This is a genomic window from Novosphingobium sp. ZW T3_23 (assembly GCF_044987305.1).
GTDB lineage: Bacteria > Pseudomonadota > Alphaproteobacteria > Sphingomonadales > Sphingomonadaceae > Novosphingobium.
In genome coordinates this window covers 105,480-127,979 of sequence record NZ_JBJDRF010000003.1, presented here as the reverse complement: position 1 = coordinate 127,979, position 22,500 = coordinate 105,480, and the positions used below count along the sequence as shown (strand labels likewise).

The following is a 22,500-nucleotide window of genomic DNA, read 5'->3' as shown; positions in this document are numbered from 1 at the left end:
GATAACCGCTGTCGTTGCCATGCAGCGAATGGTTTTTGAAATGTCAGCCGAAAACCACCCCATCCATCAGCTTGCGCGCGGTGCGAAGGAGGGCGGCGCTGGTTACGGCGCCGCCCTCGTCCGTGTCGAGGACACAGGACATCTCGCCGGTCGGATGTTCGACCGACAGTGTCTTGCGGCGACCCTCGGGGATCTCAGCGACTTCGGCGGCGGGCGAGCCTTCGATCAGGCAGGCCGTCGCCACCGAGACCGCGCCGAGCACGCCGATCGTGGCGTGGGCGCGGTGGGGAATGAAGCTGCGCACGGTCACTGCGCCGCCATGCTTGGGCGGGGCGACCAGCATCATCTTGGGGACCGACTTGTCCTTGACGTCGCCGAGGTTCATCCGCTCGCCCACGGCCAAGCGGATGGCCTCGATCTTCGCCTTGAGTTCGGTGTTGGCGTCCAGGCCCTCGCGGTCTTCGTAACCGGTGATGCCGACGTCCTCGGCCTTCATGACCACGCAGGGCATGCCGTTGTCGATCAGGGTCACGCGCACGCCGTTCACTTCGTCGGCCGCATTGCCGGTGGGCAGCAGCGCGCCGCAGGAGGAACCGGCGGTGTCGCGGAATTCCAGCGGGATTGGGGCATGGGTGCCGGGAACGCCGTCGATCGCGGCCTCGCCTTGGTAAGAGACGGTTCCACCCGGCGTCTGCACGGTGGCGACGGCGACCTGCTCGGTGTTTTCCATGAAGATGGCCACCGGGGTTTCATCGCCCTGGGCCTCGACCAGTCCGCGTTCGATGGCAAAGGGGCCGATCCCGGCGAGGATATTGCCGCAGTTCTGCTGGTCGCTGACGAGCGCCTTGTCGACGAAGACCTGAAGGAACAGGTAATCGACGTCGATGCCCTCGCGTTCGGACTTGCTGACGACCGCGACCTTGCTGGTCAGCGGATCGGCGCCGCCCATGCCGTCGATCTGGCGCGGATCGGGAGAGCCCATGATGGAGAGGAGAAAGGCATCGCGCGCGGCGGTATCTGCGGGGAGATCGCTCTTCAGGAAATAGCCGCCCTTGGACGTGCCGCCGCGCATCCACATGCAGCGCACGCCTTCATGGTTCGCTTCGGTGGCACTCATGGCAGTTCTCCTTTTCCCGCAAACTGCGTCCTGCCCAAGCGAGAGGACAGGGGGAAAGAGAAACTTTGGAACTGCGATAGGATTTGGCTAAGAGTGGTTCCATGGACATCTGGAACTTCAACCTCCGGCACTTGCGCGCAGTCGCCAAGATTGCCGAATTGGGGACGGTGAACGCCGCCGCGCTGGCTGTAAACCTCAGTCAGCCCGCGATAACACAGGCGCTTGGCAGGCTTGAGGCGATGATCGGCCTGCCTCTGTTCGAGCGCCGTCACGATGGCATGATCCCCACCCGCGCCGGAGAGATCCTGGCGCCGCGCATCGGCGCGGCGCTTGCCCATATCCAGAGCCCGCACGTCACCATGTCGCGCCTGCGCGCATTGCTCGCGCTGGCGGAGACGGGGAGCTACGCCGGGGCCGGGCAGGAGACCGGACTGTCGCTGCCCTCGATTCACCGCGCGGTCAACGATCTCGCCCTGGCGCTGCGCCGACCGCTGGTGGCGCGGCAGGGGAAGTTCGTCATCACCACAGAGGCGGGCACCCAACTCGCGCGCGAGTTTCGGCTGGCGAAAGTGGAACTGGAGGCGGGCCTGTCCGAAGTGGAGGCGCTGCGCGGACTGGAGACGCGGCGCATTGCCATCGGCGCCATGCCGCTGTCCCGCGCGCGCATCCTCCCCGCCGCCGTAGCGCGGTTCCTGTCGCGGCGGCCCAAAGTGAAGCTGACGATCGTCGAAGGTTCCCGCGCCGAACTGGTGGAACCGCTGCGCAACGGCACGCTCGACCTCATGGTGGGCGCCTTGCGCGATCCGCTGGTGGAAGGCGATCTGGTCCAGCATCCGCTTTTCGAAGATCGCCCGGCGGTCTACGGGCGCAAGGGCCATCCGCTGGAAGGCGCCAATCCCGGCGCGGCCGACGTGGCACGTTATCCTTTCACCTTGCCGCCGCGCGGAACGCCCTTGCGCGACAGTTTCGAGCGCTATTTCGAGGAGCACGAGGTGCCCTTGCCCGAGGTGCCGGTGGAGTCGGGGTCGGTGATGATGATCCGGCAGGTGATGATGGGCGGGGATTTCCTCACCGTGCTTTCGCCCGATCAGGTGACGGTCGAGGTGGAGGCCGGATGGCTCTGCGAACTGTCGCGGCTTCCCGCCGAATTCACGCGCCACATCGGCATGACCACCCGCGCTTCGCTGCGGCCTACCGAGATGCAGAGCGAGTTCTTCGCCGATCTCGAATGGGCGGCGCGAGAGGTCTCTCGGTAGGGGGCTGAAGTCCCCCACCTGCCTCAGGCACTCGTCATCCTGAACTTGTTTCAGGATCCATTCTGCCGATTGCAAGAAGGCTTCGGCGGCGAGATGGATCCTGAAACAAGTTCAGGATGACGGAGCGGGGTAGGCAAAAGCTCAACCCTCTTATTACGCGAAGCTTATAGCTTCCGGGTGGTTCCAATTGGCGGCTTTCGGCCAATCGGGGCAGACTGCGATCATGAACAGGTCCATTGCCCTTATCGGGTTCGGAGAGGCCGGATCGACGTTTGCGGGAGCTGGGGACTGGGCCGGACAGGCTCGTGCCTTCGATGTGCTTCCCGAACGCCGTGAGGTCATGGTCGAACTCGGCATCACCGCCTGCGACAGCGTGGAGCAGGCCCTTTCGGGCGCCTCGCTGGTGCTATCGCTCGTCACCGCAGACGCCGCGCCGAAGGTGGCGGAAGCCGTCGCGCCCTTGCTGGGCGAGGGTGTGCTGTTCTGCGACATGAACTCGGTCGCGCCGGGCACCAAGCGGGCGGCTGCCAAGGCTATTGCTACCGGCAAAGGTCGCTATGTCGACGTCGCGGTGCTTGCCCCGGTCAACCCCGCGCGGATGAAGGTGCCGCTGCTGGTTTCCGGCCCCGATGCCGCTGAGGCGCAGGCTGCGCTGGAGGCGGTGGGCTTTACCAATGTCCGCACCGTGGGCGCCGATGTCGGCCGGTCTTCGGCGATCAAGCTGGTGCGCTCGGTCATGGTCAAGGGGCTTGAGGCGCTGACCGCCGAGATGATGATGGCCGCCCATGCCGAAGGCGTGGCGGACGAAGTGCTCGCCTCGCTCGACGCCAGCGAGAAGACCATTCCCTGGACAAGCCGAGCGGACTACAATCTCGACCGCATGCTGGTTCACGGCCGCCGCCGCGCCGCCGAGATGGACGAGGCTGCGGAAATGCTGCGTTCGCTGGGCATTCCGCCGCTGATGACCGAAAATACCGTCGCCTGGCAGCAGGCGCTGGGCGAGCTGGGCTTGGTGCCGCCGCCCGAAGGATTCGAAGCCAAGCTTGCGGCCGCGGTCGCGGCGGGCGTACTCAAGGGAGAGAATTGAGCATGTCGCTCATCATCGACTGTCACGGACATTATACCGTCCTGCCCAAGGCGCATGACGCCTGGCGCGAGGCGCAGATCGCCGCTTTCAAGGCCGGCGAGGAAGCGCCGCCGTACCCCGAGATTTCCGATGCGGAGATCCGCCAGACCATCGAGGACAACCAGCTTCGCCTCATCAAGGAGCGCGGCGCCGATCTTACCGTGTTCAGCCCGCGCGCCAGCGCGATGGCGCACCATGTCGGCGACCAGGCGGTTTCCGAGGCCTGGGCGGTCCACTGCAACAATCTTATCGCCCGTGTGGTGAACATGTTCCCCGAGACGTTCGTGGGCGTGTGCATGCTGCCGCAGAGCCCCAAGGCGGACCTTTCCGCCTCGGTGAAGGAACTGCGCCGCTGCATCGAGGAACTCGGCTTCATCGGCTGCAACCTCAACCCCGATCCGGGCGGCGGCCACTTCGAGCATCCGCCGCTGACCGACGAATACTGGTTCCCGATCTACGAGGCGATGAGCGAGCTGGACGTTCCGGCGATGATCCACGTCTCGGGTTCGTGCAACCCGGCGATGCACGCCACCGGCGGCTTCTACATCGCGGCGGACACCGTGGCCTTCATGCAACTGATGCAGGGTGACCTCTTCGCGAAGTTCCCCAAGCTGCGCTTCATCATCCCGCACGGCGGCGGCGCGGTGCCGTATCACTGGGGCCGTTATCGCGGGTTGGCCGACATGCTGAAGAAGCCTTCGCTCGACGAATACATCATGAACAACGTGTTCTTCGATACCTGCGTCTACCACCAGCCGGGCGTGAACCTGCTGGCCGACGTGATCGACAACAAGAACATCCTGTTCGGATCCGAAATGGTCGGCGCGGTGCGCGGGATCGACCCGCAGACCGGCTTCTACTTCGACGACACCAAGCGCTATGTCGACGCGCTCGACATCTCGGACGAGGAGCGCCACGCGATCTTCGAAGGCAATGTGCGCAAGGTCTTCCCGCGCCTTGACGCCAAGCTGAAGGACCGAGGCCTGTGACGGATAAAAACCCTTGCGAGAACGCTGGTGGTCCCATCGACATCCACGCCTATCTCGGTGAGTTCGACGATATTCCGGGCACGCGCGTCTACACGGCGAAGCGCGCGCGGCAGGGCTATCACCTGAACCAGTTCGCGATGAGCCTGATGAAGGCGGAAAACCGCGAGCGCTGGAAGGCGGACGAGCGCGCCTACCTCGACGAATGGCCGATGACGGAGGACCAGAAGCTGGCCGTGCTCGCGCGCGACTACAACCGCCTGCTGGACCTTGGCGGCAACATCTACTTCCTCGCCAAGGTCTTTTCGACCGACGGCCTGAGCTTCCTTCAGGCCGTGTCGACGATGACCGGCATGTCGGTTGAGGATTATCAGGCGATGATGATCGCCGGCGGCCGTTCGCCCGAGGGCGTGCGGTCGATCAAGGCCAACCGTGACGCCGAAGGCGGAGCGGCCACTAAGGAGTCTCGCTAAGATGGCCCGCATTACGCACGGCATCGCCTGTAGCCACATCCCGGCGCTCGGCGTCGCCAGCGACTTCGACAAGTGGGAAGATCCCTACTGGAAGCCGATCCAGGAAGGCTTCGCGCCCACGCAGAAGTGGGAAGCGGAGAACCTGCCGGACGTCGTGATCCTGGTCTACAACGACCACGCCTCGGCCTTCGACATGAAGATCATCCCGACGTTCGCGATCGGCTGCGGCGAAAGCTACAAGCCGGCGGACGAGGGCTGGGGCCCGCGCGAAGTGCCCGTGGTGGAAGGCCATCCGGACCTTGCCTGGCACATCGCGCAGAGCCTGATCCTGGACGAGTTCGACATGACCATCATCAACGAGATGGATGTCGATCACGGCCTTACCGTTCCGCTGTCGATGATGTTCGGCAAGCCTGCCAAGTGGCCGGTGAAGGTGATCCCGCTGGCCGTCAACGTCGTCACTTATCCGCCGCCCTCGGGCAACCGCTGCTGGGCGCTGGGTGAGGCGATCGCGCGCGCTGTCGGGAGCTTCGACGAGGATCTCAACGTGCAGGTCTGGGGCACCGGCGGCATGAGCCACCAGCTTCAGGGCCCGCGCGCCGGCCTCATCAACCGCGAGTGGGACCAGATGTTCCTCGACAAGCTGTCGGGCGACACGCAGGAACTGCGGTGCATTCCGCATATCGAATACCTGCGCGAAACCGGCAGCGAAGGCATCGAGATGGTCATGTGGCTGATCATGCGCGGTGCGCTGGGCAAGGAAACGCGCGAACTGCGTCGTTTCTATCATGTGCCCGCCAGCAACACGGCGGTTGGCCACATCGTGCTGGAGCCGGTGAACGGCGACGTGCCACCCTCGACCACCGTCGAAGGCGCAGCCTCGCAACATCTCGTAGACTGATCGATCCCGCGTGCCGGTGGTTGACGCCGGCACGCCCTTTGTCTTTGACAGACACCCCAAGGAGATTCCCATGCGTATTGCCCTCGTAGGCGCCGGCGCTTTCGGTGAAAAGCACCTCGACGGCCTCAAGAACATCGACGGCGTAGAGATCGCCTCGGTCATCAGCCGCTCGGCCGAGCAGGCTGCGGAAGTGGCCGCCAAGTATGGCGCGCCGCACTCCGGCACCGATCTGGCCGAAGCGCTCGCGCTGCCGGACGTCGATGCCGTGATCCTCTGCACCCCCACGCAGATGCACGCCGAGCAGGCCATCGCCTGCATGAACGCCGGCAAGCACGTCCAGGTCGAGATTCCGCTGTCGGACAGCTGGGCCGATGCCGAGGCGGTCGTCGCCAAGCAGAAGGAAACCGGGCTGGTCTGCATGGTCGGCCACACCCGCCGCTTCAATCCTTCGCATCAGTACGTGCACAACAAGATCACCGCGGGTGAGTTCAACGTCCAGCAGATGGACGTGCAGACCTACTTCTTCCGCCGCAAGAACATGAACGCCAAGGGCCAGCCGCGCTCGTGGACGGACCACCTGCTGTGGCACCACGCCGCGCACACGATCGACCTGTTCGCCTACCAGTCGGGCAAGATCGTCGCCGCCAACGTGCTGCAGGGCCCGAAGCATCCCGAACTGGGCATCGCCATGGACATGTCGATCCAGCTGAAGGCGGAAACCGGCGCGATCTGCACGCTCTCGCTCTCGTTCAACCACAACGGCCCGCTCGGCACGTTCTTCCGCTACATCGGCGACAGCGAAACCTACATCGCGCGTTACGACGATCTGGTGAACGGCCGTGAAGAGCCGATCGACCTCACCGGCGTCACGGTGTCGAACAACGGCATCGAGCTGCAGGACCGCGAATTCGTCGCCGCCATCCGCGAAGGGCGTGAGCCCAACTCGTCGGTCGGGAAGGTGCTCGATTGCTACCGCGTGATCGGCGAACTGGCTGAGAGCCTTGAAGCGCAGGACGGCTGGTCCTGATCATGGAAAAGCGCCTCCTCGCGGGCCGTCCGGTCCACTCCGTCGGTCTCGGCTGCATGAATGTGGCCTGGGCCTACGGCAATCCGCCGTCTCGCGAGGAGGCGGTCCGTCTGTTCCGCCATGCGCTGGACGCAGGCTGCGATCACTTCGACACCGCCAACATCTACGGCATGGGGCTGAGCGAGGAGATCCTCGGCGAAGCCATCATGGACCGCCGGGGCGAGTTCCTCCTGGCCTCCAAGACCGGCATCCTGATCGACGGCGCCCGCCGCGGGATCGACTGCGCGCCGGAGAGCATCACCGCCTCGCTCGACGCCAGCCTGAAGCGGCTGGGCACCGATCATATCGACCTGTTCTACATGCACCGCTTCGACCCGAAGGTGCCGATTGCCGACTCGGTGGGCGCCATGGCGCGCGCGATCGAGGCGGGCAAGATCGGCGCCTATGGCGTGTCCGAATGGTCCGCCGCGCATATCCGCGAGGCGCATGCCGTGCATCCGGTGGCGGCGGTGCAGACCGAATATTCGCTCTGGACCCGCAACGTCGAACTGGGCGTGATGGCCGCCACGCGCGCGCTCGGGATTGCGCTCGTCGCCTTCTCGCCGGTCGCGCGCGGAGCGCTGGGCGGTGAGCTGACCGATGTGAACACGCTCACCGAGAAGGATCTGCGCCGCAATTTCCCGCGCTTCATGGGCGAGAACTGGGCGCACAACCTGGCGCTGATCGCGGAGTTCAACGCTCTGGCCGCTTCGGTCCAGGCAACCCCGGCGCAGCTCGCGCTCGCCTGGGTGCTGGCGCAGGGCGAGCACGTCCATGCGATCCCGGGCACCCGATCGATCCCGCATTTCGACCAGAACCATGCCGCCGCCGATCTCACGATCGACGCCGCCGTGCTGGAGCAGGCGGGCGCGCTGATGAACCAGCAGACCATTGCCGGTCATCGCTACCCGGACATGATCAAGCCCAGCATCGATACCGAGGACTACGTTTGAAACGCGTTCCTCGCTGACGGAACATAGGGCCTCCGGGGCGGTTCTGACGGCATGGACAATGCCGCCCCAACCGACCCCGAAGCGCCCGACTCAGACGACGCCGAAGTGGACGATGAGCGCGATCTCTCGCACGAGGATCCCGAGAGGCAGGAAACCGATCGCGATATCGAGCGGGACGAATCCGGGCTGACCGGCCACGAACGCGGGCAGATCAAGGACAACTTGCGACTTTCCGCGATCACCGTCTTCTCGGTGATCCGGCGAGAGGGGGAAGAGGAACTGCATCGCCCGGCGATGTCGCTGTGGTTCTCTGGGATCGCAGCCGGGATCGGCATTTCCACCTCGGTCTTCGCGCAGGGGCTGCTGCACAACGCCTTCCAGTCCCACCCCCAGCGTGAACTGATCGCGGCCTTCGGCTATGCCATGGGTTTCGTGCTCGTGGTGCTTTCGCGCCTGCAACTATTCACCGAGAACACGCTGACGGCGGTCCTGCCGCTGCTCGCCGGGCCCAACCTCGACCGGCTCTGGCGAACGGCGCGGCTGTGGACGATCGTGCTGGCGGCAAATCTCGTCGGCACGTTCCTGACGGCGCTGCTGGTCGATCTCTTTGCCGATCCGACCCATCCCACCGTTGCGGGCATGCTGGAGGTATCGCGCAAGGCAGCCGAGGCAAAGGGCTTCACCGCATTGCTGGACGGCGTTCCGGCGGGCTTCTTCATCGCCGCCTTCGTCTGGATGCTGCCCAGTTCGAAGGGCTTCGAGATCTTCGTCGTCGCGTTGTTCGCATGGCTGATCTCGGCAGGCGGCTTTGCCCATGTGGTTGCGGGATCGACGGAGATGTTCCTGCTCGTCCTCCACGGCGAACTGCCGGTCTTCGATGCTTTCGCGGTGCATCTCGCTCCGACGCTGGTAGGCAATGTGATCGGCGGCACATGCCTTTTCGCGCTGCTGGCCTTCGGTCAAATCAAGGCGGAGATCGATGCGGGATGACCTTGCCCCGGAGGCACGGTAGTAGGGCACAATGAACGGTTCCGAGACGATCATCGTCCGACGCAATGCCTACGGCCCAGACTTCGACGCGGCCGAGCCATTCGCCGTACCGATGGAGGCCCCCATTGCCATCGAGACCAACGGCATCGCCTATGCCGTCATGATGGCAACGCCCGAGGATATCGAGGATTTCGTCACCGGCTTTCTCATGGCCGAAGGGCTCGCGCAGGCAGAGGAAGTGGGCGAGGTTGCGGTTCATGCGGTAGAGAACGGCGCGTGGGGCACCGGCTATGTCGCGCGGGTGAACCTGCCGCCTGAACGCCTCGGTGCTATCGTCGAGCGCGCGAGGCGGCGGGTGGGGGACAGTTCCTGCGGTATCTGCGGGATCGAAGGGGTGGAAGCCGCGCTGAGGCCGCTGCCGCCGCTTCCCCGGATGAGCGAGACTTCGCCGGAAGCCATCCGGCGCGGGCTCGATGCCCTGCGAACGGCGCAGGCGCTGGGGCGGGAAACGAGGGCGACCCATGCTGCCGCCTTCTGCAACGAGGACGGCAGCCTTGTGGCTGTGCGTGAGGACGTGGGACGCCACAATGCGCTGGACAAGCTGGTCGGCGCGCTGGCCCAGCAAGGTATCGACGCGGGGCAGGGCTTCATGATCGTCACCTCGCGCTGTTCCTACGAACTGGTCGAGAAGACCGCGCGCGCCGGATGCCCGATGCTGGTGGCGATTTCCGCGCCGACCAACCTGGCGGTCCATCGCGCGCGGGCGGCGGGCCTGAAGCTGTGCTTCGTGGCGCGGGACGATACGATGCTGACGATACCGGACGGGGAAGAGGCCGACGAAAGTGCCACCGGCCTCGTCGAACCGTAACGCGGGCTTTCCTGTTTTGCTTGCAGTATTCTCCTGCAAACCTAGATTCACGAACAACGACATCATTTTTGAAGGACGGGATTTTCTTCGATGGCCACCACGACCGATCAGGCGACCGCTGGCGAACTCAAGCTGACGCCACCCGATCCCGTGCCCGTCGTGCAGCCGGAAAAGGCAGCCGGGCTGGTTCCGATCGGGGATGAGCAGAAGTCCAAGCTGCAGGTCCGGGTCGATGAATTTGTCGAGGATCTTGTCTCGCAGGACGTGAACTCGCCCGAATTCGGCCGCCGCGTGGACCAGATCACCAGCATGGGGCGCAAGGAAATCTCCGAGGCGTCGGGCCAGTCCAACCGCTTCCTCGATCGGCCGGTGCGCGCCATGGACAAGGACGCCGGCGTCGGCGCCGACCTTGCCGAGCTGCGCCGCACCGTGGAAGACCTTGACCCCTCCACCAAGGGCGATCTGCTGTCGCGCCGCAAGATCTTCGGGATCATCCCGATGGGCAACAAGCTGCGCAATTACTTCGACGGCTACCAGAGCGCGCAGGGCCATATCAGCGCGATCCTCGCCCGGCTCCAGGGCGGCAAGGACGAACTGCTGATGGACAATGCCTCCATCGACGTGGAGCGCCAGAACCTCTGGGCGGCGATGGGCAAGCTTGAACAGATGATCTTCATGTCGAAGGCGCTGGACGAGACGCTGGAGCAGAAGGCCGCCGATCTCGATCATGTCGATCCCGCGAAGGCCAAGGCCGTGCGCGAGAGCGCGCTGTTCTACGTGCGCCAGCGCACCCAGGACCTGCTGACGCAGATGGCGGTTTCGGTGCAGGGCTACCTCGCGCTCGATCTGGTGAAGAAGAACAACGTCGAACTGATCAAGGGCGTGGATCGCGCCTCCACCACCACGGTCGGCGCGCTGCGCACGGCCGTCACGGTGGCGCAGGCGATGGCCAACCAGAAGCTGGTGCTGGACCAGATCACCGCGCTCAACACCACCACCGCGCGGATCATCGACGGCACCGGCCAGATGCTCAAGGACAACACCGCCCGCATCCACGAACAGGCGGCGAATTCCACGATCCCCTTGGAAACGCTCAGCCGCGCCTTCCAGAACATCTACGATACGATGGATTCGATCGACACCTTCAAGATGCAGGCGCTCGATTCCATGAAGCAGACCGTCCAGTCGCTGGAAGGCGAGGTCACCAAGTCCAAGGCCTATATCGCCCGCGCCCAGGGCCAGGCCGAGGGCACCGCGCTGGGTAGCGACAAGACGGCGAAGGCGATGCTGGAGGCGCTCGACTGACCGCCATGGCCCAGCTTCCCACGACCGGAAACCGCAGCGCCCTGAACCAGGAGATCATCCGCGCCGCGCGCCGCCAGCGCGCCGCGCGGCTCTACAATGCCCGCAAGGAGCGCTGGAGCTTCCGCTGGCGGCGCCTGCGCCGGGCGTTCCTGGCGCTGTTCGGGATATTCATCGTCGCTCTGACGGCGGGGCTGATCCTCGGAGGCCTGTCGTTCGTCACCACCGTGCTGACCACGCTTCTGGCCTTTGCGGTGTTCATCGTCCTCTCGATCTATCCGTCCACGCCCAAGCTGCGCGCAGAGCATCTCGGCAGTGCGAGCCTGCCGGAACTGGCGGGCTCCACCGAGATCTGGCTGGAAAACCGCCGCCGCGCCTTGCCCAACGCCGCCGTGGATGCCGTGGACATGATCGGCGTAAGGCTCGAGCAGCTTGCCCCGCAGCTCGCCACGCTGGAAGACACCGGCCCCGCCGCGCGCGAGGTGCGCAAGCTGCTGTCCGAACATCTGCCCTCGCTGGTGGACAGCTATGCCCGGATCCCCGCCGAACTGCGCAACAAGCCCCACGCGGGCGGCTCCACTCCCTCGCAGCAACTGGTGGAGGGGCTCAACGTCATTGCCGGGCAGATCGAAGCGATGAGCCTCGACCTGTCGCGCAACGATCTCGACGCGCTTGCGACGCGTGGACGGTTCCTGGAAACCAAATATATCGACGCGCGCGACGACGCCTGAACCGTCGGGCTGACCGCCGGTATTCTCATCGCCTCGGCGGTCGGCTGCAACGGTGCGGCCGGCGCGATCGGCTGCTAGTCTCGCCACTTAGTGGGGCGAGGAGATGCGCGCGATGGACTTGCGATTTTACAAGATCCTGCTGTTCATAAAGCGGCGGCCGGACCTTACCGTCGAACAGTTCCGCGAGTATTACGAGACACGCCATGCGCCGCTTGCCGAGCGCTATTCGCGCGGCGTCAGCCGTTACCTCCGCCGCTACATAGACCCGCAACCGCATCCGGAAACCGGTGAATTCCTCGATGCACCGGACGTCATCACCGAGTTGTGGTTCGAGGATGAGGCGATCTATCGCGCCACCCTGAACTATATCACCACAAGCCTGATGCCGGACGACATCGTGGCGGACGAGCGCAACCTGTTCGATCGCGCGTCGTTCCGGATCGCCACCGTGGTGGAGTGCGAAAGCGGCGCCCGGCTGCCGGGTTGAGGCTGGCTCCGTTTCAGTACCGGCCCGCGATCCTCAGAGCCCCAGCCGACCCAGTATTCCGCCATCGACCTTAATGTCGCATCCGCTGACATAGGATGCGCCCGGCGAGCAGAGGAATTCCGCGACCGAGGCGATTTCGTCGCCAAGGCCCTGACGGCCAAGGGGCGTGATGCCCATCATCTGCACCATCTGCTCGCTTGCGCGGGCTTCGGCACGGCTCATTTCGGTATCGATGAAGCCCGGCGCGATGGAGGTGATACGCAGGCCGCGCGCGCCGAAGGCGGCGGCTTCGCGCCCGACCAGGCCGATCACCGCGCGCTTCGACAGGGTATAGCCGAGGCCCGGATTGGTGGCGAACCGATCCACGCCCTCGCGCCCGTTCCCCCCGACGAGATCCTGCACGGCAGCGACCATCGCGGCATCGGCGATGAGATAGGCCGACATCGACGAGACCAGCACCGCGCAGCCGCCTTCCTCGAAGCGGGGAAGCAGCGCCGCCACCAGCCTTTCCGTGGCGAAGTAATTGACTTCGAGAATGCGCGGCGCCTCCGCCATCGTCGGCGAGAGGCCGGCGGTGTGGACCAGCGCGAACAGCGCGGCATCGCCGAGAACGTCGAGCAGCCGCTGCGGAAACTCCGGTGCCGCGATATCCCCCGCCAGCGTGGAGATCTGGACGCCGCCCTCGCGCAGTTCGGCGGCCACGGCCTCCAGCCTCTCGGCATTCACGTCGCAGAGCAACAAGGGTCGGCCCTGTGCGGCGAAACGGGCGGCAACGGGGCGGCCCATGCCTCCGGCTGCTCCCGTGACGATGACGGTTCCGCTCATGTCCTCTCCTTCAAGTCCCCTGATCGGGCTTTCGTGCGGAACGGTAACCGGGGCGCCGCCCTGCCGCCAGCCGCGGTCGGACTCATCGCCGGGGGGAATAAGAGCCACTGTCGCTCATAGCTCTTGCAATGCAACCCGTCCCGTCGTTTCATCGGCCGCGACACGGCCTTCAGGCAGGCCGGCGGCTATGGCGGGAGGACGGCAATGCTGATGACGGGTGAGCAGCAGGTTGCGGCGCCGCGCCGGAAGGTGTGGGAAGCGCTCAACGATCCGGCCGTTCTTGCCCGGTGCATCCCCGGTTGCCAGAGCCTGGACAAGGAGGGGGACGATCGTTTCTCCGCCGTCGCGGAAGTGCGGATCGGCCCCATCGGCGCTCGCTTCAAGGGGCAGGTGCAACTGTCCGATCTGGATGCGCCGAACGGTTACACGATCACCGGCACCGGCAACGGCGGCATCGCGGGCACTGCCAAGGGCGGCGCGAAAGTGCGGCTCAGTGACGGCGATGGCGGCGGCACACTGGTCGCCTACGAAGTGGAAGCCGAAGTGGGCGGCCGCATGGCGCAGCTTGGCGGTCCCATCATCGACGCTACCGCGCGAAACCTGGCGGGAAAGTTCTTCACCCGGTTCGGGGAAGTGGTCACGGGGGCAGATTTGGGCCAAGAGCGGGGGGGTGGACCGGCGTCGGCTGTCGCGGGGGAGCAGACAGCCGGCGCCGGCCATGCCGCATCGGCTGTCGCCTCGAATGCTTCGGCCGCTTTCGCGCCGGTTTCGCAGAGACGCGCGATCTGGGGGTGGGCTGCCGCGCTCGTCATGGCGCTGGTGGCGGGTTTCCTGCTTGGCGCGCGGGGAATGCAGACGGAGATGCTGGCCGCCGCCGTCCTGCTGGTGGTGACGGCGATCGCGGCCTTCGAAATGGGCCGAAGTTCGCGCAGCGGGCAAGGAGCAGGCCAAGGAACAGGGCGATGAAGCCGGCTCCGTTCGACTATGTGCGGCCCGGCAGTGTCGAGGAGGCGTGTCGCATCCTGGCCGAGGCCGGAGGCGGCGCCACGGTGATCGCGGGCGGCCAGACGCTGATGCCCTTGCTGAACTTGCGGATGAGCCAGCCCTTCGTTCTGGTGGATATCGGCGGCATTGGCGAACTTCAGGGCATTTCGGCAGTGAGCGGCGGTGTCCGGATCGGGCCCATGACGCGGCAGGCCGATGCTCTGGAAGACGCCTTGCTTGCGGCGCGGCTTCCGGCGCTGGTGAGGGCGCTCGGCCATGTCGGGCATTACCAGACGCGCAATCGCGGCACCCTGGGCGGCTCGATCGCGCTGGGAGAGCCGGCGGCGGAAATGCCGGCCACGGCCGTAGCGATGGGCGCGACGATGGAGATCGCTTCGGTGCGCGGCACCCGGCAGGTCGCGGCTGCGGACTTCTATATCGGCCCCTATATGACGGTCCTGGAACCCGATGAACTGCTGATCGGCGTGACTTACCCGGATCTGCCCGAGGGACACCTGGTCCTGTTCCGCGAACTTGCCCAGCGGGCCGGGGATTTCGCGCTGGTCGGCATGGTCGGCACGGCGGTTCTGGAAGGCGGCGTCGTGGCGCGGGCGGGTCTGGCCTGGTTCGGCATGGGGCCGACGCCGATCCGGATGAGCCAGGCCGAGGCCGCGCTTTCGGGGCGGGCGCCGACGGATATTGATGCCGATGCGCTGGCGGTGCTGGCCGTGGCCGATACCGCGCCGTTCGACGATCACCACGCCAGTGCCGAATATCGCCGCACCGTGGGCCGCCGCATTTTCGCCCGCACCCTGCGTGAGGCGTTCGACCTGAGAGAGGCGGCATGAGCGAACACGCCATCGAATGGACCGTCAACGGGCAGCGCCGACAGGACCGGGTGGAGGCGCGCACCAGTCTGGCCGACCACTTGCGGTTGGGGGTTGGCTGCACCGGTGTGCATCTGGGCTGCGAGCATGGCGTCTGCGGGGCCTGCACCGTGATCGTCGATGGCCGGGCCGTGCGGTCCTGCCTCATGCTGGCGGTTCAGGCCGACGGGGCTGACGTGACGACCGTGGAAGGCCTTGCCGCACCGGACGGTACGTCCCACCCGGTCCAGCAGGCCATGCGCGATGCGCATGGGCTTCAGTGCGGGTTCTGCACGCCGGGCGTGCTGATGACGTTCGCGGCCCTGACCGCAGGTGAGGAGAACGCCGGGGAAGAGGCGATGATCGCCGCGATGTCCGGCCATATCTGCCGCTGTACCGGCTATCAGGGCATTCGCCGCGCGGCCAGGGCGTTGGCGGGCTTGGGGGCAGGTTCGGCGGAAGGATCGGCGGCACGGGAGGACGCGGCATGAATGCCGAAACACCAGGGTCCGGGCTTGGCGCTACCCGCTGGATCGGGAAGCGCGTACCCCGCAAGGAAGACCCCCGGCTACTGACCGGGCGCGGCCAATTCGTGGACGACGTGGTGCTGCCGGGGATGCTCCATGTCGCCTTCGCGCGCAGCAGCGTGGCGCGGGGGCGGATCGCCTCGATCGATCTGGATGTCGCGCGCGACATGTTCGGCGTCCACGCGGTGCTGACGGCCGAGGATCTGGCCGCTCGGCCGATCCGCATGATTTCGTTCTTCTTCACCGACGCGGAGATTGCGATCACCCCCTTGGCCGATGGCCAAGTCTGCTATGTCGGTGAGCCGGTCGTCATGGTCGTGGCCGAGACGCGCGCCATGGCGGAGGATGCCGCCGCGCTTGTGGAGATCGCCTACGAGGAGCGCGCGCCGATCGTCACCATCGCGCAGGCCAGGGCCGGCGATCCGATCCACGCTGGCATGGACAGCAATGTCGCCGCCGAGATCGGGGACGAGGAAGTCGACGACGAACTGGAGGAGAAGCTGGCCGCATCGGCGCTGCGGATCAGCCAGAAGGTCGTCCATCAGCGCATTTCCCAGTCGCCCATGGAAACACGCGGCGTGGTCGCCTCGCGCGATGGGCCGGAGGAGCTGACGCTCTGGATCACCTGTCAGAGCCCGCATCTCGTCGCGCGCTGGGTCAGCCTGGCGCTGGATCTGCCGGACAGTGCGATCCGGGTGATCGCCAAGGACGTGGGCGGCGCCTTCGGGCTGAAGAACCATCCGTGGAAGGAGGAATGCGCGGTCATCGTCGCGGCCTTGCTGCTCGGGCGGCCGCTCAAGTGGATCGAGGACCGTTACGAGGCGCTCACCGCGTCCAACCAGGCGCGCGAGGCGGAAATGACCTTGCAGGCCGGGTTCGACGCCGAAGGGCGGCTCACCGGATCGCATGGCGTTTACGACTGCAACAACGGCGCTTTCCCGCAAGGGGCGGACAGCAACATCGCCGTGCACATGTTCGTTTGGGCCGCATACCGGCAGCCCGCCTACGCTTTCGTCTCGCGCGGGTGGTACACCAATACCAATGGCCTTGCCGCCTATCGCGGGCCCTGGGCGATGGAATCCCTGGTGCGCGAAACCCTGCTCGACAAGGCCGCGCGCAAGTTGGGGATCGATCCGGTGGAGATCCGCAGGCGCAACCTCGTCTACCTGACCGATCAGCCCGCCGTATCCAGCATGGGCATTCCGCTTCACGACATCACGCCGGGCGAGTGTCTGGAGAAACTGCTCCAATATTTCGACATGGCGCAGTTCCGCCGAGAACAGGCGAAAGCGCGGGCGGAGGGGCGCCATATCGGCGTGGGGCTGGCGTCCTATATAGAGCCTACCGGATCGGCAGGCTCGATGGCGCCGATGACCGGCGAACTGGCGCAAGTGCGGATCGAGCCCACCGGCAAGGTCACTGCGACGATGTCCACCCACTCGCAGGGGCACGGCACCGCCACCACCATGGCCCAGTGCATCGCCGATCGGCTGGGTGTGCGCTACGAGGACGTGACCGTGTTCGAAGGCGACAGTTCGCGCGGTGGCTTCGGGCCGGGGGCGGCGGGCAGTCGGCAGGGGGTGATCGGAGGTGGCGCGGCGATCCGCTGTTCGGAACTGCTGGCGGACAAGGTACGCAAGGTGGCGGCGCATCTGCTCAACGCCAGCGCCGAAAGCGTCGTACTGGACCAAGGCATGGTGCGGGTGGAGGGGGCCCCCGAAATGACGCGGCCGCTCGCGGAGATCGCGGCGATCGCCTATGGAGAGCCCGATCGCCTGCCACCAGGGCTGGAAACCGGACTCGAGATGCAGTTCCGCTATCAGCCGCCGCCGATGACCTTCACCAGCGCTACCCATCTCGCGGTGGTCGAGGTGGATGCCGAGACCGGCTTCGTGAAGATCCTGCGCTGGATCTCCAGCGAGGACTGCGGGACGGTGATCAACCCTGCCGTGGTGGAAGGGCAGATTTCGGGCGGTCTGGCGCAGGCCATCGGCATGGTCCTGCTGGAGGACATGCCTTACGACGCGCGCGGCAATCCTCAGGCGGCTACGTTCAAGGACTACCTGCTGCCCGCAATCGGCGACGTGCCGGTGTTCGAATTCGTCCATGCCAATACGCCGTCCCAGACCATCGGCGGAATGCGCGGCGTGGGCGAGGGCGGCGCGATCATCGGCCCGCCCACGCTGGTGAACGCGATCGCCGATGCCCTCTCACCGTTCGGGGAAATCGAGGATCTCGTCCTGCCGCTTACCCCGGCCCGCATCCTCGACGTCATCGAGCAGCGCGACGTTTCGGGGTTTCGCGCGCCGGCGCCCGTGCCGATGCAGCCACCGGCTCCGGCGTCCGTTTCCGCTCCGGTGGAAACGGTGCCGCAGGCCGTCCCGTCCGCCGGGCCCGAAGGTGACTGGAACATGGTGTTGAAGACGCCGATGGGGCCGCAGGCCATGCTCGCCCACTTCGACGTCGCGGGAGGTGCGCTCAGCGGTTATCTCTCGTCGCCCGAGGGAAAGCAGGAATTCGGCGGCGGTACGGTCGAGGGCAATCGACTGCGTTTCGAGTTGAAGGTCGAAAAGCCGATGAAGATCACGCTGAAGTACGATCTGGAAGTCAGCGGAGACGCCATTCTGGGTAAGTGCAAGATGGGCATGTTCGGTTCCGCCAAGGTTACCGGCGAACGGGCGGAGTAGCGGGGCTTCGATAGCCACAACTCGTCATGCTGAACTTGGTTCGGCATCCATGGTGCCGATCAAGCCGAGGTGCTGGGTGGAGGAATGGACCCTGAAAAAAGTTCAGGGTGACGGTGTGAGTTCAGGGCAACGATGGGGGCAGAGCGGCGGTGCGACGTCAGACGGGCGAGCGACCGAACACCTCGAATCCGCTCAGCTGCTGGCGTCCTTCACCGTCTCCATCGCCACATATGTCGAGGTGCTGGATACATGCGGCAGGCTGGAGAGTTTCTCCCCCAGCACCGCCCGGTAGCGATGGATGTCGCGGGTGCGGACCTTGAGGAGATAGTCGAAGTGGCTGGCGAGCATGTGGCACTCCTCCACCTCGGGGATACGCTGGATGGCGGCGTTGAATTCCCGCAGCGCCTGTTCGCGGGTGTCGGACAGTTTCACTTCGGTGAAGGCGACGTGATCGAGGCCCAGCGCCACCGGATCGATGACGGCGCGGAAGCCCCGGATCACGCCGGATTGCGTCAGGCGGCGCAGTCGCACCTGGCAGGGTGTCTTGGACAGCCCGACCACTTTGGCGAGATCGGTGACGCTCATCCGGCCGTCCTCGCGCAGTGCGGCGACGATCTTGCGGTCGTAGTCGTCCAAAATGACCGGATCGGTGCGTTTTACCATGCGATTGAACTGCCGATGACGCCAAGATAAGTTATAATGGCTCGTCTTGTGCCCGTGAAAAGACAGATTGCCAAGGCGCCTTGGGATATTGGCGATTCATGACCCACACCGCTCCGTTCTCCGCCTTCGCCCCCGCCGTCAGCACGGCCACGCCGCTCCGCCGTGCCATCACCGACGCCTTCCGGCGCGACGAGGCCGCATGCATGGCGCCCATGCTGGACTCCGCGACGCTGCCGGAGGCGCAGCGTCTGGCGGTGCGCGAGACGGCGAGCGCGCTCGTCACCAAGCTGCGCGCCGATCACAAGGGCACCGGGGTCGAGGGGCTGGTGCAGGAATACTCGCTGTCCAGTCAGGAAGGCGTGGCGCTGATGTGCCTGGCCGAAGCGCTGCTGCGCATCCCCGACAATGCCACTCGCGATGCCCTGATCCGCGACAAGATCTCGGACGGCGACTGGAGCGCGCATCTCGGCGGCGGCAAGTCGATGTTCGTCAATGCTGCGACCTGGGGTCTGGTGGTGACCGGCAAGCTGGTCGGCTCGGTGGACGACAAGGGTCTGGGGGCGGCGCTCACGCGTCTCGTGGCCCGTGCGGGCGAGCCGGTGATCCGGCGCGGCGTGGACCTTGCCATGCGCCTGATGGGCGAGCAATTCGTCACCGGCGAGACGATCGACGAAGCGGTGAAGCGCGCGCGCGAGCTTGAGGAAAAGGGCTTCCGCTACAGCTACGACATGCTGGGCGAAGCGGCGACCACCGCCGCTGATGCGGATCGCTACAATACCGACTACATCAACGCCATCCACGCGATCGGCAAGGCGAGCGCCGGGCGCGGCATCTACGAAGGGCCGGGCATCTCGATCAAGCTCTCCGCCCTTCACCCGCGCTACAGCCGCGCGCAGGCGGGACGGGTGATGGGCGAACTGCTGCCGCGCGTGAAGGCGCTGGCGGTGCTCGCCAAGGGCTACGACATCGGCCTCAACATCGATGCCGAGGAAGCTGACCGCCTCGAACTCTCGCTCGATCTGCTCGAAGCGCTGGCGCTCGATCCGAACCTCAAGGGCTGGGACGGCCTCGGCTTCGTGGTGCAGGCCTATGGCAAGCGCTGTCCCTTCGTGCTGGACTGGATCATCGACCTCGGCCGCCGCGCCGGTCGCCGCATGATGGTGCGTCTGGTCAAGGGCGCCTACTGGGATGCCGAGATCAAGCGCGCGCAGGTGGACGGCCTTGCGGACTTCCCGGTCTATACCCGCAAGGTCCATACCGACGTGTCCTACATCGCCTGCGCCAGGAAGCTGCTGGATGCGCCCGACGCGGTGTTCCCGCAGTTCGCCACGCACAACGCGCAGAGCCTGGCGACGATCTATCATCTGGCCGGGCCGGACTTCGCCGTGGGCCGCTACGAGTTCCAGTGCCTCCACGGCATGGGCGAGCCGCTCTATTCGCAGGTCGTAGGGAAGGACAAGCTCGACCGCCCCTGCCGCATCTACGCGCCGGTCGGCACGCATGAGACGCTGCTGGCCTATCTGGTGCGCCGCCTGCTGGAAAATGGCGCGAACTCCTCGTTCGTGAACCGCATTGCCGATCCCGCCGTGCCGGTGGAGGAGATGGTGGCCGATCCGGTCGACGTCGTGCGCGCCATGCCCAATCCCGGCGCGCGCCATGACCTGATCCCGCTGGCCGCGGACCTCTATCCCGGTCGCCGCAATTCCGACGGCATCGACATGGCCGATGAGACGGCGCTGGCCGTGCTCTCCGAGGACTTGCGCCGCTCGGCTGCGCGCGAATGGTTCGCCATGCCGGCCAATGCGCAGGGCGAGGAGCGCGCCGTGCTGAACCCGGCGGACCATGAGGACATCGTGGGCCGGGTGATCGAAGTCGCGCCCGAAGCGGCTTCCGTCGCGGTCGCCCGGGCCGCGATCAGCCGCTGGAGCCAGGTGCCGGTGGCCGAGCGCGCGGCCATGCTCGATGCCGCCGCCGATGCCATGCAGGCGCGGATCGGCCTGCTCATGGGCCTCGTCATCCGCGAGGCGGGCAAGTCCGCCGCCAATGCCATTGCCGAAGTGCGCGAGGCGATCGACTTCCTGCGCTATTATGCGAAGCAGGCGCGCGAAACCTTCGGTGCCGATCAGGTGCCGCTGGGGCCGGTGGTCTGCATCAGCCCCTGGAACTTCCCGCTCGCGATCTTCGCCGGGCAGGTCGCCGCCGCGCTGGTGGCGGGCAATCCGGTGCTGGCCAAGCCCGCCGAGGAAACCCCGCTGATCGCCGCCGAGGCCGTGCGCCTGCTGCACGAGGCGGGCGTGCCCAAGGATGCGCTCCAGCTGCTGCCGGGCGAGGGCAGGCTCGGCGCCGCGCTGGTCGCGGCGCCGCAAGTGGCTGCCGTGATGTTCACCGGCTCCACCGAAGTGGCGCGGCTGATCCAGAAGCAGCTTGCAGGCCGCGTCTCGGCCGATGGTCAAGCGATCCCGTTCATCGCCGAAACCGGCGGCCAGAATGCCATGATCGTCGATTCCTCCGCGCTGGCGGAGCAGGTGGTGGCGGACGTGATCGCCTCCGCCTTCGATTCGGCGGGACAGCGCTGTTCGGCGCTGCGCGTGCTTTGCCTTCAGGAAGACGTGGCCGATCGGACGCTGACGATGCTCAAGGGCGCGCTGGCGCAGCTGCGCGTGGGCAATACCCAGGAACTCGCGGTGGACATCGGCCCGGTCATCACCGCCGAGGCCAAGGGCATGATCGACGGCCACGTCGCCCGCATGAAGTCGCGCGACTGCAAGGTCGAGCAAGTGGCGATCCCGGCGGCCTGCGAGGCGGGCACCTTCGTGGCGCCCACGATCGTCGAGATCGCGACGATCGCCCAGCTCGAACGCGAGGTGTTCGGCCCGGTTCTGCATGTCGTGCGCTTCAAGCGCGATGAACTGCCCGATCTGATCGAGGCTATCAACGCCACTGGCTACGGCCTGACGTTCGGCCTCCACACCCGGCTCGACGCCACGGTGGAGCAGGTGACTTCGGCGATCCGCGCGGGCAACCTCTATGTTAACCGCAACACGATCGGCGCGATCGTCGGCGTCCAGCCCTTCGGCGGGCGCGGGCTTTCGGGGACGGGGCCGAAGGCGGGCGGACCGCTCTATCTCGGCCGTCTGGCGCGAAAGTCACCGCAAGTGCTGGATGCGCCCGCCAAGGTCGCGCCGCTGGTTGAGGCTTTCGCGAACTGGCTGAGCGGGCAGGGCGATGCCGCCTCGGCGGCGGCGGCGCGGGCCATGGCGGCGAGTTCAGGCCTCGGCCTCGAACTGTCCCTGCCGGGGCCGGTGGGCGAAACCAACCTCTATGCCCTCCACCCGCGCGGCCGCGTGCTGCTGCGTCCGGCGACCCGCGAAGGGCTTTACGGGCAGATGGCGGCGGTGCTGGCCAGCGGCAATACCGCGACGGTCGAGGGCATGGCGCTTCCGGCCGGCCTGCCGGACGCCGTGGCGGCACGCTTCGCGCCTGACGCGGGCGAGCATTTCGCGGCCTGCCTCGTCGAAGGCGATGCCGAGGCGGTGCGCGCGGCCTGCAAGGCGGTGGCGGACCTGCCGGGGCCGATCGTGCCCGTCCACGTCACGGCGGGGCCGAACTTGGTCTGGCTGCTGGAAGAGGTATCGACCTCGATCAACACTACGGCGGCGGGCGGCAATGCCAGCCTGATGATGATCGGCTGA

General features: G+C 66.3%; 20 protein-coding genes. 17 read left to right on the top strand and 3 right to left on the bottom strand.

All coding sequences use genetic code 11. The features are described from left to right. Positions 1-43: 43 nt before the first annotated feature. Complete coding sequence (locus ACI3K3_RS03040; protein ID WP_404911965.1) at positions 44-1,117, bottom strand: 4-oxalomesaconate tautomerase; 1,074 nt, start codon at positions 1,115-1,117, stop codon at positions 44-46. 101 nt (positions 1,118-1,218) lie between these two features. Between ACI3K3_RS03040 and ACI3K3_RS03035 the strand changes: the two genes are divergently transcribed. The 12 genes from ACI3K3_RS03035 (at position 1,219) to ACI3K3_RS02980 (ending at position 12,256) form a co-directional block, all read left to right on the top strand. Further along, positions 1,219-2,373, top strand: a complete 1,155-nt coding sequence (locus ACI3K3_RS03035) for a LysR substrate-binding domain-containing protein (RefSeq protein WP_404911963.1) — start codon at positions 1,219-1,221, stop codon at positions 2,371-2,373. Between the two features lie 223 nt (positions 2,374-2,596). Beyond that, positions 2,597-3,460: a DUF1932 domain-containing protein gene (locus ACI3K3_RS03030; protein ID WP_404911962.1), complete on the top strand. Its 864-nt coding sequence runs from the start codon at positions 2,597-2,599 to the stop codon at positions 3,458-3,460. Between the two features lie 2 nt (positions 3,461-3,462). Next, a complete protein-coding gene (locus ACI3K3_RS03025; protein WP_404911960.1) occupies positions 3,463-4,488 on the top strand; it encodes an amidohydrolase family protein in 1,026 nt (341 codons plus the stop codon). Continuing rightward, positions 4,485-4,958: a protocatechuate 4,5-dioxygenase subunit alpha gene (ligA, locus tag ACI3K3_RS03020; RefSeq protein ID WP_404911959.1), complete on the top strand. Its 474-nt coding sequence runs from the start codon at positions 4,485-4,487 to the stop codon at positions 4,956-4,958. The genes ACI3K3_RS03025 and ligA overlap by 4 nt, the downstream gene beginning before the upstream one ends. 1 nt (position 4,959) lies before the next feature. Continuing rightward, a complete protein-coding gene (locus tag ACI3K3_RS03015) occupies positions 4,960-5,859 on the top strand; it encodes a class III extradiol dioxygenase subunit beta (RefSeq protein ID WP_404911957.1) in 900 nt (299 codons plus the stop codon). Positions 5,860-5,929: 70 nt separating this feature from the next. Further along, the gene (locus ACI3K3_RS03010) at positions 5,930-6,886 is read left to right on the top strand and encodes a Gfo/Idh/MocA family oxidoreductase (protein WP_404911956.1); all 957 of its coding nucleotides are present in this window, start codon (positions 5,930-5,932) and stop codon (positions 6,884-6,886) included. Between the two features lie 2 nt (positions 6,887-6,888). Next, positions 6,889-7,878, top strand: a complete 990-nt coding sequence (locus ACI3K3_RS03005) for an aldo/keto reductase (protein ID WP_404911954.1) — start codon at positions 6,889-6,891, stop codon at positions 7,876-7,878. Between the two features lie 51 nt (positions 7,879-7,929). Further along, complete coding sequence (locus ACI3K3_RS03000) at positions 7,930-8,868, top strand: formate/nitrite transporter family protein (RefSeq protein WP_404911953.1); 939 nt, start codon at positions 7,930-7,932, stop codon at positions 8,866-8,868. A 31-nt stretch (positions 8,869-8,899) separates the two neighbouring features. Then, positions 8,900-9,736 (top strand): formate dehydrogenase accessory sulfurtransferase FdhD, encoded by an 837-nt coding sequence (gene fdhD, locus ACI3K3_RS02995; RefSeq protein ID WP_404911951.1) that lies wholly within the window; start codon positions 8,900-8,902, stop codon positions 9,734-9,736. A 90-nt stretch (positions 9,737-9,826) separates the two neighbouring features. Then, the gene (locus ACI3K3_RS02990) at positions 9,827-11,041 is read left to right on the top strand and encodes a toxic anion resistance protein (RefSeq protein WP_404911949.1); all 1,215 of its coding nucleotides are present in this window, start codon (positions 9,827-9,829) and stop codon (positions 11,039-11,041) included. A 5-nt stretch (positions 11,042-11,046) separates the two neighbouring features. Next, positions 11,047-11,769 (top strand): hypothetical protein, encoded by a 723-nt coding sequence (locus ACI3K3_RS02985; protein ID WP_404911948.1) that lies wholly within the window; start codon positions 11,047-11,049, stop codon positions 11,767-11,769. Positions 11,770-11,881: 112 nt separating this feature from the next. Further along, on the top strand, positions 11,882-12,256 hold the full coding sequence (locus ACI3K3_RS02980) for an EthD domain-containing protein (RefSeq protein WP_404911947.1): 375 nt from the start codon (positions 11,882-11,884) through the stop codon (positions 12,254-12,256). A 33-nt stretch (positions 12,257-12,289) separates the two neighbouring features. Here the strand turns inward: ACI3K3_RS02980 and ACI3K3_RS02975 are convergent, their stop codons facing one another. Next, the gene (locus ACI3K3_RS02975) at positions 12,290-13,081 is read right to left on the bottom strand and encodes an SDR family NAD(P)-dependent oxidoreductase (RefSeq protein ID WP_404911945.1); all 792 of its coding nucleotides are present in this window, start codon (positions 13,079-13,081) and stop codon (positions 12,290-12,292) included. A gap of 204 nt (positions 13,082-13,285) precedes the next feature. On the opposite strand from ACI3K3_RS02975, the gene ACI3K3_RS02970 reads away from it, so the two are divergent. Genes ACI3K3_RS02970 through ACI3K3_RS02955 form a run of 4 tightly spaced genes read left to right on the top strand, consistent with a single transcriptional unit; the run spans position 13,286 to position 18,145 of the window. Then, on the top strand, positions 13,286-14,047 hold the full coding sequence (locus ACI3K3_RS02970; protein ID WP_404911943.1) for a CoxG family protein: 762 nt from the start codon (positions 13,286-13,288) through the stop codon (positions 14,045-14,047). Beyond that, entirely contained in the window at positions 14,044-14,913 is an 870-nt protein-coding gene (locus ACI3K3_RS02965) for an FAD binding domain-containing protein (RefSeq protein ID WP_404911942.1), read from the top strand. The genes ACI3K3_RS02970 and ACI3K3_RS02965 overlap by 4 nt, the downstream gene beginning before the upstream one ends. Further along, entirely contained in the window at positions 14,910-15,422 is a 513-nt protein-coding gene (locus tag ACI3K3_RS02960) for a (2Fe-2S)-binding protein (protein ID WP_404911940.1), read from the top strand. Before ACI3K3_RS02965 ends, ACI3K3_RS02960 begins: the two co-directional genes overlap by 4 nt. Beyond that, positions 15,419-18,145: a xanthine dehydrogenase family protein molybdopterin-binding subunit gene (locus ACI3K3_RS02955; protein ID WP_404911939.1), complete on the top strand. Its 2,727-nt coding sequence runs from the start codon at positions 15,419-15,421 to the stop codon at positions 18,143-18,145. Before ACI3K3_RS02960 ends, ACI3K3_RS02955 begins: the two co-directional genes overlap by 4 nt. Before the next feature lie 192 nt (positions 18,146-18,337). Here the strand turns inward: ACI3K3_RS02955 and ACI3K3_RS02950 are convergent, their stop codons facing one another. Next, a complete protein-coding gene (locus tag ACI3K3_RS02950) occupies positions 18,338-18,808 on the bottom strand; it encodes an Lrp/AsnC family transcriptional regulator (RefSeq protein WP_404911937.1) in 471 nt (156 codons plus the stop codon). 98 nt (positions 18,809-18,906) lie between these two features. On the opposite strand from ACI3K3_RS02950, the gene putA reads away from it, so the two are divergent. Further along, positions 18,907-22,500, top strand: a complete 3,594-nt coding sequence (gene putA / locus ACI3K3_RS02945) for a trifunctional transcriptional regulator/proline dehydrogenase/L-glutamate gamma-semialdehyde dehydrogenase (RefSeq protein ID WP_404911935.1) — start codon at positions 18,907-18,909, stop codon at positions 22,498-22,500.

Excerpts from the sequence above, each read along its gene's own strand:
- ACI3K3_RS03040 (WP_404911965.1), bottom strand. The coding sequence starts at position 1,117 with ATGAGTGCCACCGAAGCGAACCATGAAGGCGTGCGCTGCATGTGGATG.
- ACI3K3_RS02970 (WP_404911943.1), top strand. The coding sequence starts at position 13,286 with ATGCTGATGACGGGTGAGCAGCAGGTTGCGGCGCCGCGCCGGAAGGTG.
- ACI3K3_RS03005 (WP_404911954.1), top strand. The coding sequence starts at position 6,889 with ATGGAAAAGCGCCTCCTCGCGGGCCGTCCGGTCCACTCCGTCGGTCTC.
- ACI3K3_RS03035 (WP_404911963.1), top strand. The coding sequence starts at position 1,219 with ATGGACATCTGGAACTTCAACCTCCGGCACTTGCGCGCAGTCGCCAAG.
- ACI3K3_RS02965 (WP_404911942.1), top strand. The coding sequence starts at position 14,044 with ATGAAGCCGGCTCCGTTCGACTATGTGCGGCCCGGCAGTGTCGAGGAG.
- putA (WP_404911935.1), top strand. The coding sequence starts at position 18,907 with ATGACCCACACCGCTCCGTTCTCCGCCTTCGCCCCCGCCGTCAGCACG.
- ACI3K3_RS03030 (WP_404911962.1), top strand. The coding sequence starts at position 2,597 with ATGAACAGGTCCATTGCCCTTATCGGGTTCGGAGAGGCCGGATCGACG.
- fdhD (WP_404911951.1), top strand. The coding sequence starts at position 8,900 with ATGAACGGTTCCGAGACGATCATCGTCCGACGCAATGCCTACGGCCCA.
- ACI3K3_RS02985 (WP_404911948.1), top strand. The coding sequence starts at position 11,047 with ATGGCCCAGCTTCCCACGACCGGAAACCGCAGCGCCCTGAACCAGGAG.
- ACI3K3_RS03025 (WP_404911960.1), top strand. The coding sequence starts at position 3,463 with ATGTCGCTCATCATCGACTGTCACGGACATTATACCGTCCTGCCCAAG.
- ACI3K3_RS03000 (WP_404911953.1), top strand. The coding sequence starts at position 7,930 with ATGGACAATGCCGCCCCAACCGACCCCGAAGCGCCCGACTCAGACGAC.
- ACI3K3_RS02960 (WP_404911940.1), top strand. The coding sequence starts at position 14,910 with ATGAGCGAACACGCCATCGAATGGACCGTCAACGGGCAGCGCCGACAG.
- ACI3K3_RS02980 (WP_404911947.1), top strand. The coding sequence starts at position 11,882 with ATGGACTTGCGATTTTACAAGATCCTGCTGTTCATAAAGCGGCGGCCG.
- ACI3K3_RS03010 (WP_404911956.1), top strand. The coding sequence starts at position 5,930 with ATGCGTATTGCCCTCGTAGGCGCCGGCGCTTTCGGTGAAAAGCACCTC.
- ACI3K3_RS02975 (WP_404911945.1), bottom strand. The coding sequence starts at position 13,081 with ATGAGCGGAACCGTCATCGTCACGGGAGCAGCCGGAGGCATGGGCCGC.
- ACI3K3_RS02950 (WP_404911937.1), bottom strand. The coding sequence starts at position 18,808 with ATGGTAAAACGCACCGATCCGGTCATTTTGGACGACTACGACCGCAAG.
- ACI3K3_RS02990 (WP_404911949.1), top strand. The coding sequence starts at position 9,827 with ATGGCCACCACGACCGATCAGGCGACCGCTGGCGAACTCAAGCTGACG.
- ACI3K3_RS03015 (WP_404911957.1), top strand. The coding sequence starts at position 4,960 with ATGGCCCGCATTACGCACGGCATCGCCTGTAGCCACATCCCGGCGCTC.
- ACI3K3_RS02955 (WP_404911939.1), top strand. The coding sequence starts at position 15,419 with ATGAATGCCGAAACACCAGGGTCCGGGCTTGGCGCTACCCGCTGGATC.